Source organism: Enterobacter sp. 04-C-12-SI-ECC (genome assembly GCF_047530715.1).
Classification (GTDB): Bacteria; Pseudomonadota; Gammaproteobacteria; order Enterobacterales; family Enterobacteriaceae; genus Enterobacter; species Enterobacter bugandensis.
Window position 1 is genome coordinate 241,735 of record NZ_JBLKDI010000002.1, and the last position, 13,670, is coordinate 255,404.

Consider the following 13,670-nt stretch of genomic DNA (forward strand, 5'->3'; position numbering starts at 1 on the left):
CTTGATCCACATTTGACTGACGCGCCTCGCGGCTTGTCTTCCACACATATCTGAAGTGGCAGAGCCATTCAGAGCAGAGCGATACAGAAGCATCACTCCTTAACACCAACTAGTGAACACCAGTTCACCCTGCCTTTGACCTTAAGGTTTTAAAGATCTTAATGGTTTTTATTTGATCTTAATATGTTGATCTTATTGGTGCGTAACCGTTACCGATGACCCATCTGTAACCATTACCGATGAAAACTTCTTTTCATATGTATTCGTTACCGATGACTTCTGACTGGTACTTCCTGCCGTAACTGAGTAACCTCGTTCAATCAGTGAACAAAAGGAAACATTATGGAATTCGTCCAAGGCAAAGACAGCTTTAACGAGATGGCAACTGGAATCCTGGTGAAACTGTTTGCGGACTATCCGGCTTACTCTTCTTTCGAATTTTCAGACTTCGGCTGGAAGCCCAGAGGAGACAGAACTCAGATTGACCTGCTTTGCAACACACTCCAGGCTCTCAGAGATATGGGTTACACGGAGATAATCTCTTCAACCGACATGGATACCGCCGCCAAGTTAACACCTCGTGGTTTGAATTTACTTCAACAGCAGGCACCTGGTGCAGGCGATGCAGTTATTAACGTTCTCAAAGGAGCAGCAGGTGAGACCCGCTCTGCGGTAATCGGTGCCATTATCGGTTGGATTTTCGGCGGGAAATAATTGAGTTTAAATACCTGTTAATTGCGGTTAATTGCTAGAAAATCCTGTCTGTTGTCACTGGCTCGCCTGTGGGATGTAGTGATTGTTATGCCGTGATCTACACAACGAAGCCGCGCCAGTGCTGGGTGCGTTAAATATGTTGGTGGGTATGAGGCTAAACACAACCACCTATCTGAACCATTTTTCCATAAAAAATAAAACATCATACAAAAAACCAAAACCGCCCCCCTCTGGAGGCTCCTCTATCGCGCTGTGGGAAGTCGTGAATCATGGCGTTGTCAGTTCACGATTGTGTGGAGATAACGCCGCTACGGGCTTCTAGTTGAGCGTAGGAGGGATTGGTGGGTTGGCTGTTTACAATAGTGTGGAAAAGGTACGCTTCTGTGCCCCATGGGACGGGAGAGTTTCGCCAGGTGATGATAGTCCTTCACCCCGTTGTGGTAACGTCGCTGTAGTGGCTTTGTGTCTGCTGGTAAACAGAAAAATGTGCTTTTATGGCGTTTGACACACTGTCAGCCTCAAAGGCCTGAAACCTGAAATTGTGTGGTGACCAGACAATCTCATCCAAAATCCTTGAACAAGAGAACTCACCTCAAATCTTCCCGAATGCTTTCCTTCTGTTTGTGAAATCGCTGTTGTGTACCCCACTTCACATCAACGCTCCGAAAAGCAATACCTGACCATTCCAGTCAAGTACACTTTATGGATCATATGTTAAATGGAGCAAAAATTAAGCAGAAAAAAACCTTGTAACAGCAAGTTTTCTCTTGCTGGTGAAGCTAAGCACGGAAAGGTTAAGCACATGGCTGGATGAGACATCCTTAAGATATTTGGTGAAGATCAGCGTCTTTTGGGGAGGGCCTAGGCTGGCGGTCTAGCAGATCACCAACTCTTATGAGTACATTCTTAGTTCCATCCTTACGCACATATATATGTTATCTATATGTTGCACACAATTATCAAAACCACCGGCAACATTCATTATTCTTATCAAGATTGCGCGATATCATGTTGCGCAATTCTGCCCTCCCGTCGAAGAAATCAGCACTCGATCAAATTTTGATTTTTTTTTCTTAATCATTGACATGTCTTCCAGGCCTTATGCTGTGTAGGGTTTTGCATTTTTACCCTTTCACAACCTCAATTTAACGTCAAAATCAACCCTTGTGCAGAAAAGAATCATCACTAGAATATCGACTATGTGGGGCCGCTATTGATTGACCACCCCCACATGTAGTGCCGCGCCTGAATTTTAGGCGTAAAAAAACCGGATTCATTTGCATGAACCCGGCTTACAAAGCATGACCAATACGAGTCGCCAAACTCGTATGAATCTTAGCCTTGCCTTCATTTTTCACGGCTTGATTGTGCCAGGCAAAGAGGATCATGTAAACCTTAAAATGACGCTCATAAGGAGCAATGCATGACTATTTGTAAACAATCACACCGTTACAACACTCTTTTCATTAGCTTACCTCACGATCAAGGTGGTGAAGGTCGCCATAAATGTTGTGGCTGCGCTTACGATCAGGGTTACCGCGCTGGCTTGGCTCGCACAGGTCAGGTTTGGGTAGACTTAGCCGCCTTACCTGATAGCCAGGCGGGTACCGTTCGCCACAAAAGTCCTCAAGCAGCGTTTGCTGATGGTTATCGTGATGGTGTGCGTGAATCCTACCGTCACGCTGGTTAATGTTGAATGAAGGGGCTTATGCCCCTTCCTCTTTTAAGGGATAAAAATGGATAAACGTTACCAGGTTTTCGTAAGTTCAACTTTTACGGATTTAGAAGAAGAACGAAAACACGTCATACAAACTCTGATGGAAATGGATTGCATTCCAGCAGGCATGGAGTTGTTCCCAGCAATCGATGAAGGCCAATGGGAGTTCATAAAAAAAGTAATCGATGACTGTGATTATTATCTGCTGATCATTGGTGGTCGTTATGGCTCTGTCGCGGAAGATGGTTTAAGTTACACCGAAAAGGAATTTGATTACGCAGTTTCAAAAGGTTTACGCGTCGTTGTTTTGGTACATGAGAATCCGGAAAATCTACCTTTAGCCAAATCTGAAAAAGATTCTGAACTCAGAGAGAAGCTAGCTGCATTCATAGAGAAGGCCTCAACCAATCGTCTCAGGAAAACATGGGCAACAGCCAAAGATTTACCCGGGTTGGTTGCTTTAAGTATGAGTAAAACGATGAAAACTTATCCTGCAATCGGATGGGTAAGAGCCAACCTAACGTCTTCTGAAACTGATTTACGTGCTATGGTTGATTTACAAAAAGAGAATGAATGGTTAAAAAGTGAACTAGCCAAGGCCACAAGTAATCTTAGTCAAACACTTGATCTGGATCTGGCTGACTTTGATGATGATTTTGAATTTAGATGTGAGTCCACCTTTCCTCGAATCGGGTATGATCCCGGTGGAACAAAACACTGGTCCGTGAAAATGAAATGGAAGGATATTTTTCACTCAATATCCCCCTATCTCACTCAATACTATACTGAATCAAGCGTATCATACACAATTGCCAAAAGCGCTCAAAAGGTCGCAGACAAGGGAGGCACATCAGCAAAAGTGTCTTCTCAAGACCTTAAAACGATAGGAGTGCAGTTTAGGGCATATGGTTTGATAAAAATTGAATATTTAAAAACCACCAATGGCAGCATGAATACTTTCTGGTCATTAACCGAAGCTGGCCAGATTGAAATGTTGAAAACCAGAACGATAAAAAAGCAAAGCCAAGTCACTTCCGAATAGCTAGTTTTGATTTCGCCCCATTACGGGGCGAATGATACCCAAAACTTACTAAAGGAAATATTTCTAGTGCTTTTCTTTTATTAATAAACAGCTATTCCCAACCCAACCCATCAATCACATAACAGATCGTTGATAAAGGGAACGTGTGTAGGTAGCGTCTAGTGATCCCTGAGCCGCTTTTCTCATGGCCTACCACCTGTTGCAGGTGTGCCAGATTACCAACCCAGCCAGCTAAACAGGTTGAAATCATGGTATGCCGGAAACTGTGAACTAGCCGCCGCTGCCCATAATCATCAAGGTACGGAATACCAAGTTGATCGCGGACATCGGCTAAAACTTTGCCGATCTTCGGCATGTTCTTACCCGACACAGGCGAGAAGATTTTCTCTTTCCATTGGCGATTTACAAAATCGAGGAACCCCCACTCGATCAGTTTGGGATGGATCGCCACCTGCCTTGTAGCGTTCTCGGTTTTACCCTGCCCTCCTTCCGCGATCAGGAGATAGTGCCGCTGGCTATCTTCATCAAATTTGATCTGTGACTTCTCTAATTTTGCGATCTCCCCTCTTCTGGCTCCCGTATACGCCAACAAAAGAGTGATCCATTTCTGCCAGCCATCAGGCTGCTTGAGCGCCCACCCTACAAACTTTCTCATTTCTGCTGCACTGTAAGCTCCAAACCTCGCTTTCGACGGTGCGGCGACTACACCATCAGTCGGTGATTTCTCCAGAATATCTTTATTGTCAGTCAGGAAGGTTTTAAACAGCGATTTGTAAATCTTCAAATGCTTGTGGATAGACTCAGCGCCAACCAAATCTTCTGGAGGAACATCATCACACTCGATCAGTTGCTGAACCGTCATTGACCGATAAGGCTGCACAACACGCTTTGGCAAGTTTTCAACAACTTCCATCGCCTGCTTGATGTCCTGCTTGGTGATCGTCATTACATCTGTTGATGCACCAAGAACAATGAACATGACTTCCATAAAGCGCTCATTGGCTTGTGAAATTGCCTTCGTCCAGTTTTGGGCTTTCTCCTTTTTGTACATATTCCAAGCGCCAGCAAGTGTTAACACATCCTTTGACTGTGCTTCTGTTTGTTCTTCCTCATCTTCTGAAGGCGCAACAAGCTCGCGGTATTCCTGAACAACTATCGGCTGAAGATTGCGCCGTTCTTCACTGAGAAATTGTTGTGCCAGCCATTGTTCATTCTGCTGCTTCAGGCTATTGCCATACTCAGAAAGACGCTTACCGAAGTGATCCGGTTGGATGGTGCCACGTTGAACCAGAGGAATTACAGGAGAAGCAAAAGACATGAGCAACTGCGCCTGGGTGTGGCTGTCAGTCTCCAGCGACTTGCGAAAATATTTATTACCAGGCAAGCGGAAACGAACGTAATAAATCCCGTTGCGTGTGATGGTATGACGTATGGTTCTGTGGCCCATTCTGAAAGCCTCATTGAGTAATGAACTATCAAAACAGGACGTTAAAGCTAGAAATTTCTTTTTATTTTCAATGAATAATCGCCAGACTACGCTGGCATTATCCAGATCAGGTAATACGGGTATTTCTCAGCCTTCAACAAAGAAGGGCACCCCGAGTCAAATAAATATAAAACAATCAGTTACACAGAAACAAATTGTAGATGCTTAGTGTAACCGGGGGTAGGGATCAGGCGCAAGGATTTTCGATTTACAATTAAATTCAACTCTGCCGCCAGAAGATAAATAGAGATTTTTATTGAGCTTATATTACATAAATACTACTTTTGGCACCATCGAAATAGAATCCAAGCCAAAGATAAGCCAATAGACAAAATAACTAACCACACTTCAAAAGATGTTTAAAAGTAGATAATAGATTCCCTTATTGTTACTCATAGCTTGCAATTTATATCAATACTATGAATACATCCAAGGTATTTATCTATCATGGGAATAATTGATAATATAATTTCTTCTGATAATATAAACCTTTTGCATTGTGAGGGATCTACATGCACGATTTCAGATTGTTCATGATATGGGATGCAGCAAGGGAACTTAAACCCGAAGATTTTCAATACATACTGAGACCGAAAGTCACTTTTGAAAGAGCAAGAATCTACTACGATCTTGATTCTGACAACTATTCTTATTTTAGCCTCCATCAAATGCCAAACAGAAAGAGTGGGTTTGTAAATCCTCATTCAGCCAAATATGACCGTAAACGTAATGGTCTGTACGATGGTGCATATGATCATACACAGCATAATATAGATACTGGCTGGCTTATCGGAATAGACACCACTGAAAAATGGGATTACTTCAAACATCCCTTTTATTTTGATGAAAAGGGTGATCTTGTTTATGATTGCTTTATGGAACATTGGCATTCATGGTTTGAAATGGAAGTAAAAGAAGCATATGAAAAGTGTTTAAATGATCATCAGGGAAGGAAACCAGCGCCTACACAAAAAATTCATTATTCAGATGCCCCTATACAACATGCGCAATCAGCTAAAACCATCAATAGCAAAGCAGCAGGACGTTTATTGGCCGCTGGCGGGGTTTATAATGGAAACATTGAAGGGTTCAGAAAAACTGCAGAACAATTAGGCGGTGAAGCTATACAGGGTTATGACCAGGTATTAAATGAACAAACAGCAGGTACATTAATAGCAGCAGCCTCTATTTTAATGGCTAAAAGACCTAATTCTCAATTGTATGAAGAAATGAATAGTTACTTAGGAAAGTTGAGAGGAGAAACTAAGTTGCTTGATGGATTAGAAATTAAGCAAATTAACTATGTCAGACGTGATCCAGCCGAAACAGCAGTATTAAGAAGAGAGTTTAATAGTTCTATCAGAAAAAATTTCCTTAAAGACATTGCTGGTACACCGGAAGCTGCAAACAAATTTAATCCATCAGATTTATTGCGTATGTCAGAAGGTGGTGTCCCTGGTGGTTGGAGCGTTCACCACAAATTACCATTAGATGATGGCGGTACTAACGCTTTTGAAAACCTGTCATTGATTGAAAATGAACCATTCCATAAAGTGTTTACCAATATGCAATCATCCGTAACAAGAGATATGATAGCAGGTGAAAGTAAGATAACTCCGTGGGCTATGCCTACTGGTTCAATTTATCCGATAAATTAATTGTCAGGAATTAAAATGAGTACAAATATTAGTGAAATCCTGAATGATTTAAAAATCAAAATGACCGATTGGAAATATCCAATAGAAAATCCTATTACAGAACAATACATTGAGAGCATAACTAAGAGGAAATCAATTTCTAGTTTAAACCCAATGCTTGAAAAATTGGGTGATGAAGTTTGTCTATTATTTGTAAATCAGCCTGATTATGTTACATTCTTAGAAACAATGGATGGATTTGAATATAACGGATTAATCCTATTCAGTCTTTCCATACCTGAACCATTAGTTAGAAATTTATTTGTTATTAATGATTTCTACAGAGATAATGATGATTATATTAACCCTGATCTTGCTCAAAGATTAGTGATCGGGGAAGATAGTATTTCTTTATTCACTTATGATACTAAATCTAATCTCTTTGAAATTAGAGATAAAGTTGGTACAGAAAATGTTTTTGGTTCATTTGACAGTTTCACTGATTTTTTAAGAGAGATCCTTGATACTGTAGCATAGCCTGTAAATGGGGGTGATCATGCCCCCTCTCTAAACACTCCCTTTTGTATAACAATCCTCTTACTAAGTTATAGCAATCAACGTTAGATACATACTTGAATAAATTTTCAACACAAATATTTTTCGCCTGCATCTAAAGCACTCATGACAGTTTCAACATAACTTTCATTCAAAAGACAAGAAGGATTCGATAATAAAGAATGTAGAAAAATCTATAAATTTGAATTAACTATTTTACACATTCTGCATCATTTTCGGCCATAACACTTAAGTGCTTCTTATTGATTCGTGTTTAATACTTTTTTCACTTCAAATCTCTACTGATCTATATCTATCTGTATTTATTGGGATAATGCCATTTCTATCACAGCAGACCTGATTAGCTATAGATGCTATTTATGATTTAGATCAATATCCAAAAGCTCGCATTAACTGATAGTTACTGCACGTTACGAATTAAGTGATTTATTCAAAATTTAACGTAACTCCGTTATTTTAATCAGGCGTAACCAGACGTTACATCAACAAGCCAGGATAGCCTGCCTTGCCCATTTTTACTTTTTAAATGATGAGTGTTTTACAAATGAAAGTTGTTAAAAATGCCGTTACTGCTTTTGTATTTGGTGTTATTTTCACTGGCTCTATGAACGTAACTCAAGCAGCTGATGTAAACGTAAACCTTAACGATAACGTATTCAATTCAGGTTCTTTTATTCAGGTTCAGGGGACTGACAATACCGCTTACAATCTGGATAATATGAAAGCTGAAAATGTAAAACAAGACGTGCAGATCTATAACTTACAAGGCGATCGTGAGCGGATGCAAAACGAGATTGACGCAAGTAATGGTAATATCAGCACTAACGCCAATAATATTTCCTCTCTTCAGGCTTCTGTCTCTGATGTCGATCATGAAGCTAAATTAGCAGGCGCTCTTGCTGAGACCGCTAATAAAAAAGGTGATGCGGCATTACAGGGCGTGCTGACTAACGGAACTGCAATTACTAATATTGAAACTGTTAACGCTGTCCAGGATAGCCGCCTTGCAACTGTTGAAGCTACTAACGGTATACAAGATGGCCGCCTGTTAACTCTTGAGAATGCACCAAAACCAACTAACGGCGTTGATGGAAAAGACGGCGCTAAGGGTGAGAAAGGCGATACCGGCGCACAGGGCGTTGCCGGAACTAACGGACGTGACGGAGCGAATGGTAAAGACGGCAAAGATGGAAAAAATGGCGTGATGACCACTGTGACACGCACGCAGGTAGACACTACAACACAGGCTAAAGTCGCTACTAATAGTCAGGCGGTTACGGCCGAGGCTAAGGAGCTGCAGGCGACCAAACAGACATTACAGGCTCTGAATAACAACACTAACCAGCAATTTAAATCGCTGCGTGAGGAAGTCGATAATAACAAGAAAGAAGCAAACGCAGGTATCAGCGGCGCGATGGCGATGGCCGGTTTACCTCAGGTGCAAACAAATCAGCACGTGATGTTCTCGGCTGGCGGTGCGACTTACAACGGTGAAAGCGCGTTAGCGGTTGGGGCGTCGGTTAACTTTAACGAACATATGGTTGGTAAAGTGAGCTTCTCTGATGACACAGCAAATAATATGGGGGCTTCAGTCGGCGTAGGGATTGGCTTTTAATAAATAACCAGTATGACAAAATACATTGTTATCTCTGTAATAGTGTACCTGATGCTTATTATCGTTGGCGCATGGTTAGGTATTATGTATCAGGCTTATTATATTTGCGGCTATTAAACCTTCTTCTATAGAATATTTTTCATCAAAGGTATTATCGTAATGATAAAGTCACTCTTAGCGGTATTAATAGCTGGCGCTGCCATCCTGCTTTCTGCGTGTACTTCAACTGCTCAGCGCATGGCCGAATGTGAGCGCCAGGGCATTAGCAAAGATACCTGCTACCTGGCTGAGCAAAATCGCCAGAATGCTTATAATGAAGCCGCACAAAATGCAGCATGGGCGAACGCGCGTGATGCCGCAGCGGGTACGGGTATCTGGGCTAAAAAAGACGTGAAACAACATGCTCAGGCGGCCAAAGCGGTACACGCCTTTAAATGGGAAGGAATGAAGATCACAATTAAAGGCGAGATCCTGGATGTCGATGGCGTATTGGGCGCGCTGGATGAAAATGAGCCTCAGGCAAAAGTTTATTCACAAGGGCTATACACCTTCATTTACTATCCTGCTAAAGGCAAATTAGCGGTGAGTAAAGAAGGAAAGTTTGAAGGCTACGCAACAAAGATTAAATAGAAACAGAGGCGACACCTGTCGCCTTTTTAATTTGCAGGCCTTAACGTATTACTCTAGCTGCCACGCCCCGGCATCAATAAGCGATGCGGTTCCCGTCCAGGCAAACATTACCAGTTCGCGCGCCCCTTCATCAGGATAAATGCGGCTGCTCAGGCACGCCTCCCCTTCATTGACAAACACTTCCACTGACGAGCTGTCAGCGAACAGGCGCAGGCTTAGCGTGTCGTTCAGGTTCAGCGCGACGCTTCGGGTACCGCACAGGCCATACTGCGGATAATAACGCTCCAGCACCAGGCGCTGCATCTGCGCATCAACGTAGAGACGGAATCCGTCGCCAAGACGAATGCCGTACTGCTCCGCGCTGCTGTTAGCACAGTCCCACTGCAGAATGACCTCCATCGCATCGCAGCTTTCCACCTGAACGATCTGCTGATTGTTGAGCGTGCTCACCGGCCAGGGAAACCATGCCCCGCGAAGACTTTCAACTTCTCTGGCCGGCCGCATCTGCAGGCGGTTATCCGCGCTTAGCGTCAGTTCGCGCGGTAAAGAGAGCATGCCAGCCCACCCGTCCTGCTGTTCCGGAAGGGGAGATTCCCACATGTCCAGCCAGCCGATAACGATGCGGCGGCCGTCAGGCGTCAGGAAGCTTTGCGGCGCATAGAAATCATGCCCGCTATCCATCTCCACAAACTCACCTTCACGCGCGAAAGGTTGGCCGGGCTGCCACTCCCCCAGCAGGTAACCGCTCTGGAAAAGATTGCGATTTTTGAATCCCTCCGCAGCCAGCCCCTGGGGTGAAAACATCAGCACGCGTTTGCCGTTGAGAGTGAAAAAGTCAGGGCATTCCCACATATAACCCATCTCTTTTTCAGCCACCGCAAGCACGCCCATATCCTGCCATTCGCGCAGGTCGTCAGAACGGTAAACGCGCACCTGGCCCGTCTCGCCATCCCGCGCGCCGACAACCATGTACCAGCGCTCCCCTTCCCGCCACACTTTTGGATCGCGAAAGTGATGCAGCCCAGGCGGCGTGTCAACGATCGTTCCTTGCCGCGTAAAATGGACGCCATCACGGCTGGTTGCCAGGCACTGCACCTGGTAAAGGTTAGCCTCGTCATCCGGATCGCCGTGGAATTTGTGACCGGTATAAATCAGCGCCAGCGTATCGCCATCCACCACCGCCGAGCCGGAAAAACAGCCGTCCTTATCCTCTGGCCCTTCCGGTGCCAGCGCCACCGGGAGGTGTTCCCAGCGAACTAAATCCTTGCTGCGCGCATGGCCCCAGTGCATCGGCCCCCACTGGGTCGAGTACGGATGATGCTGGTAAAACGCGTGATACCAGCCGTCAAACCACACCAGACCATTCGGGTCGTTCATCCAGCCGGCCCGCGCGGCGAGGTGGTAACGCGGATACCAGCGCAGGTTAAGATCGCCGCGTTTGGCCTGTAATGATTGTTCAGCTTTGGCAATGGAATACATCATTTGTTTACTCTTTTCAGTCAGATAGTGGAGGGTTGCGGCATGAGCGGGTCAGAAGAAGACTTACCCGAGCGCAACAGGAAGATGGAGATAAGCGTGGTGCTGAACACTAACAGCCCCATAATGAGATAGGATTGGGCAAAGCCGTATTTCTCATAGCTGTAACCCGCCAGCGGCGACAGCACAGACGCAATCACCGAGCTTGTACAGGCAAAGCCCACCAGATAGAGCGTGGAAGAGAGCCGCTTATCAAAATGTAAGCTGTTGTATTTAAATACCGAGACCAGCAATACGGGCAGTTCTACCGCGTGCAGCAGCTTGGTAATGGAGATGAGCACCGGCCCCTCAACCAGACCGGATGCCACCATACGCATTGCCATCACCATTCCCGCGAATATCAGGCCGTTTTTCGCGCCGAGGCGGTTCACCAGCCACGGGGCGCAAAACATGCCCGCCGCCTCAAGGAAAACCTGGAAGGAGTTGAGATAGCCGTACATGGCGTTCCCTTCCTGCAACGTCGGGAACTGTGATGAGAAATAGACCGGGAACTGCTGATCGTAAACGCCGTAAATGCAGGTGCCGATAACGAAAAACACCAGCGCCCAGAAACGCGGCAGCGTCAGCAGGCGCAATGCGTCTTCCAGCGTCACCTTGCCACCGGACACCGCTTCCTGCATGGCGTGCGGTGCGGAAGAGACCCGCAGGCGCGCGAGCAAAACAAAAAACACCAGCCCGGCGCAGCTCGCGACAGCGAAATTCAGCTTCGGATTGATGTTAAACAGGAGCCCCGCAAAAAAGGTTGCCGCCGCCCAGCCAAGCGATCCCCACATTCTCGCCTTGCCAAACTCAAACTGGCTCTGACGGGCCACGCGTTCGGTATAGGATTCCAGCACCCCAATCCCACCGTTAAACGTCAGGCCAATAAAAATCCCGCCGAAAATACTGCCCAGCAACACGTTAATTTGCAGTAGATAGCCAAACAGCAAAAAGGCCGGACCGGAAAGAATAAGCAGACTGGTCAGAAACCAGAGCAGGTTTTTGCGCAGGCCGAGTTTGTCCTGAATAAATCCATAGCAGATTTGAGCAAACAGCGCGGAGACGGAAAGCACGGCATAGATAACGCCCGTATCCCCCGCTTTTAACCCCACTTCCTGGTGGAGCCAGATAGAGAGCAACGAGCCAGAAGATGACCAGGTGACAAAAAAGAAAAACAGTAATGCGCTCAGTAAGGGATAGCTGTGAGAGTGATGCGTTTTCATCATGGCATTCTCGTGTTGGAGTAATGACCCCAATGGTAACGTTAACATCCATGCTTTCTCATGCTGCCTGATGAAGATTTAAGATGTTAATCACGAAAGTTAACGTTAACATTAAGGAAGTGAGATCGCGATCATAAATTCATAACTGAGGTAAGCATGACTTAACCTGGTCATCAGCCTTCCTTTTACATCAGCGACTTAGTTGTATACCCTCTCACAGAGCATTAACGGAGTAAGAAAATGGCTTCCCTAAAGGACGTCGCAAAGCTGGCTAACGTATCGCTGATGACGGTTTCCCGCGCGCTTAACAGCCCGGAGCGGCTTAAACCGGAAACGCTGGCGCGCGTACAGTGGGCTATCGAGCAAACCAGCTACGTTCCCGATCTGTCCGCCAAGAAAATACGCGGCGCGAATGCTTCGCCTAAAACCATAGGCGTGCTGGCGCTCGATACGGTCACGACACCTTTTTCGGTGGAGATTACGCTGTCCATTGAAGAGACGGCCAGGATGCACGGCTGGAATAGCTTCGTCATGAATATGTTTGCTGACGACAATCCGGATGCCATTGTCGATCTCCTGCTCTCCCACCGGCCAGACGGGATTATCTACACCACGATGGGGTTACGTCAGGTTCCTCTTCCTGCCAAGCTGCTCACCCTCCCCTGCGTGCTGGCCAACTGTGAGAGTGTCGGTGAAAAGGTCGCCAGCTATATCCCGGATGATGAACAGGGGCAGTACGCCGCCGTCAGGGCATTACTCGCAGAAGGCTATCGGCAGCCCCTGTGTCTGCATTTACCTGTGGGCCATCTGGCCACAACCCGACGCCGTCAGGGGCTTGAACGCGCCTGCCGTGAAGCCGGAATCGACCCGGACAGCCTGGAGCATGAGTATATGGCGCACGGGGATGAGCATTATCGTGATATTCCGACCGCATTGCTGGCGCGTATCCGGAACGGCATCCCGCGGTTTGATTCCGTTATCTGCGGTAACGATCGTATCGCGTTTATGGTGTACCAGACGCTGCTGGCGCAAGGGCTTCGCATCCCTGAAGATGTCGCGGTTATCGGCTATGACAATATGGTGGGCATTGGCGAGCTGTTTTTGCCGCCTCTTTCAACGGTTCAGTTGCCCCACTACGAAATTGGTCGCCTGAGCGCCCTGCACATTATTAACGGTGAACAACACCGGGAAACGACGCGCGTTGAAAGTCCATTTTTAATGCGTGATTCCATTGCGCGCGCCATGTGACTACCGCTTTTTGTCGTTGATGGAAAAATAAGGGGGTATGAAGGCAGCATACCCCCTTCTTTTGTCAGCCAATGGCACGATTTGTCACACTCTTTTCTGTCATTTAACAACCCAAACAAACGCCGAATAAGTAATTGTTTCTATTACCAATAAAGTGCAATTATCTTTTTGAAAATGGTGATATTGCCTCTCCTGTGCTCCATGTCACAAAACAGTAAACAAATTAACCATTGAGCCCCGTGACAAAAGGCTCTATATTGGCGGCGT

General features: G+C 45.6%; 11 protein-coding genes and 1 riboswitch. Of the genes, 8 read left to right on the plus strand and 3 right to left on the minus strand.

The window, feature by feature from the left end; translation table 11 throughout:
• Positions 1 to 342: 342 nt before the first annotated feature.
• The 3 genes from ACMWL8_RS04400 (at position 343) to ACMWL8_RS04410 (ending at position 3,473) form a co-directional block, all read left to right on the plus strand.
• Positions 343 to 714 (plus strand): hypothetical protein, encoded by a 372-nt coding sequence (locus ACMWL8_RS04400; RefSeq protein WP_047719265.1) that lies wholly within the window; start codon positions 343 to 345, stop codon positions 712 to 714.
• Positions 715 to 2,137: 1,423 nt separating this feature from the next.
• Entirely contained in the window at positions 2,138 to 2,404 is a 267-nt protein-coding gene (locus ACMWL8_RS04405; RefSeq protein ID WP_061354404.1) for a hypothetical protein, read from the plus strand.
• 46 nt (positions 2,405 to 2,450) lie between these two features.
• Entirely contained in the window at positions 2,451 to 3,473 is a 1,023-nt protein-coding gene (locus ACMWL8_RS04410) for a DUF4062 domain-containing protein (protein ID WP_047719266.1), read from the plus strand.
• A gap of 91 nt (positions 3,474 to 3,564) precedes the next feature.
• On the opposite strand, the gene ACMWL8_RS04415 is transcribed toward ACMWL8_RS04410, so the two are convergent.
• On the minus strand, positions 3,565 to 4,920 hold the full coding sequence (locus ACMWL8_RS04415) for a tyrosine-type recombinase/integrase (RefSeq protein ID WP_063132318.1): 1,356 nt from the start codon (positions 4,918 to 4,920) through the stop codon (positions 3,565 to 3,567).
• Positions 4,921 to 4,987: 67 nt separating this feature from the next.
• Positions 4,988 to 5,084: riboswitch (TPP riboswitch) on the minus strand.
• Between the two features lie 387 nt (positions 5,085 to 5,471).
• Here ACMWL8_RS04415 and ACMWL8_RS04420 point away from each other — a divergent pair.
• From ACMWL8_RS04420 to ACMWL8_RS04435, 4 genes are all read left to right on the plus strand, one after another.
• Positions 5,472 to 6,617 carry a hypothetical protein gene (locus tag ACMWL8_RS04420; RefSeq protein WP_072049667.1) on the plus strand — a complete coding sequence of 382 codons (1,146 nt, stop codon included), beginning with the start codon at positions 5,472 to 5,474 and terminating at the stop codon, positions 6,615 to 6,617.
• Between the two features lie 15 nt (positions 6,618 to 6,632).
• Complete coding sequence (locus tag ACMWL8_RS04425; RefSeq protein WP_045259756.1) at positions 6,633 to 7,133, plus strand: YrhA family protein; 501 nt, start codon at positions 6,633 to 6,635, stop codon at positions 7,131 to 7,133.
• Between the two features lie 583 nt (positions 7,134 to 7,716).
• Positions 7,717 to 8,787: a YadA C-terminal domain-containing protein gene (locus ACMWL8_RS04430; RefSeq protein WP_235428240.1), complete on the plus strand. Its 1,071-nt coding sequence runs from the start codon at positions 7,717 to 7,719 to the stop codon at positions 8,785 to 8,787.
• A 159-nt stretch (positions 8,788 to 8,946) separates the two neighbouring features.
• Positions 8,947 to 9,417, plus strand: a complete 471-nt coding sequence (locus ACMWL8_RS04435) for a hypothetical protein (RefSeq protein WP_045259755.1) — start codon at positions 8,947 to 8,949, stop codon at positions 9,415 to 9,417.
• 48 nt (positions 9,418 to 9,465) lie between these two features.
• Here ACMWL8_RS04435 and ACMWL8_RS04440 read toward each other — a convergent pair whose 3' ends face one another.
• A complete protein-coding gene (locus tag ACMWL8_RS04440; protein ID WP_241277001.1) occupies positions 9,466 to 10,899 on the minus strand; it encodes a glycoside hydrolase family 32 protein in 1,434 nt (477 codons plus the stop codon).
• A 17-nt stretch (positions 10,900 to 10,916) separates the two neighbouring features.
• Positions 10,917 to 12,158 carry an MFS transporter gene (locus ACMWL8_RS04445; protein ID WP_045259753.1) on the minus strand — a complete coding sequence of 414 codons (1,242 nt, stop codon included), beginning with the start codon at positions 12,156 to 12,158 and terminating at the stop codon, positions 10,917 to 10,919.
• 237 nt (positions 12,159 to 12,395) lie between these two features.
• On the opposite strand from ACMWL8_RS04445, the gene ACMWL8_RS04450 reads away from it, so the two are divergent.
• Positions 12,396 to 13,403: a LacI family DNA-binding transcriptional regulator gene (locus ACMWL8_RS04450; protein WP_045259752.1), complete on the plus strand. Its 1,008-nt coding sequence runs from the start codon at positions 12,396 to 12,398 to the stop codon at positions 13,401 to 13,403.
• Positions 13,404 to 13,670: the final 267 nt, after the last annotated feature.

What these genes read in the sequence shown, in the direction of transcription:
- ACMWL8_RS04400 (WP_047719265.1), top strand. Translation starts at nt 343, where the DNA reads ATGGAATTCGTCCAAGGCAAAGACAGCTTTAACGAGATGGCAACTGGA.
- ACMWL8_RS04405 (WP_061354404.1), top strand. Translation starts at nt 2,138, where the DNA reads ATGACTATTTGTAAACAATCACACCGTTACAACACTCTTTTCATTAGC.
- ACMWL8_RS04410 (WP_047719266.1), top strand. Translation starts at nt 2,451, where the DNA reads ATGGATAAACGTTACCAGGTTTTCGTAAGTTCAACTTTTACGGATTTA.
- ACMWL8_RS04415 (WP_063132318.1), bottom strand. Translation starts at nt 4,920, where the DNA reads ATGGGCCACAGAACCATACGTCATACCATCACACGCAACGGGATTTAT.
- ACMWL8_RS04420 (WP_072049667.1), top strand. Translation starts at nt 5,472, where the DNA reads ATGCACGATTTCAGATTGTTCATGATATGGGATGCAGCAAGGGAACTT.
- ACMWL8_RS04425 (WP_045259756.1), top strand. Translation starts at nt 6,633, where the DNA reads ATGAGTACAAATATTAGTGAAATCCTGAATGATTTAAAAATCAAAATG.
- ACMWL8_RS04430 (WP_235428240.1), top strand. Translation starts at nt 7,717, where the DNA reads ATGAAAGTTGTTAAAAATGCCGTTACTGCTTTTGTATTTGGTGTTATT.
- ACMWL8_RS04435 (WP_045259755.1), top strand. Translation starts at nt 8,947, where the DNA reads ATGATAAAGTCACTCTTAGCGGTATTAATAGCTGGCGCTGCCATCCTG.
- ACMWL8_RS04440 (WP_241277001.1), bottom strand. Translation starts at nt 10,899, where the DNA reads ATGATGTATTCCATTGCCAAAGCTGAACAATCATTACAGGCCAAACGC.
- ACMWL8_RS04445 (WP_045259753.1), bottom strand. Translation starts at nt 12,158, where the DNA reads ATGATGAAAACGCATCACTCTCACAGCTATCCCTTACTGAGCGCATTA.
- ACMWL8_RS04450 (WP_045259752.1), top strand. Translation starts at nt 12,396, where the DNA reads ATGGCTTCCCTAAAGGACGTCGCAAAGCTGGCTAACGTATCGCTGATG.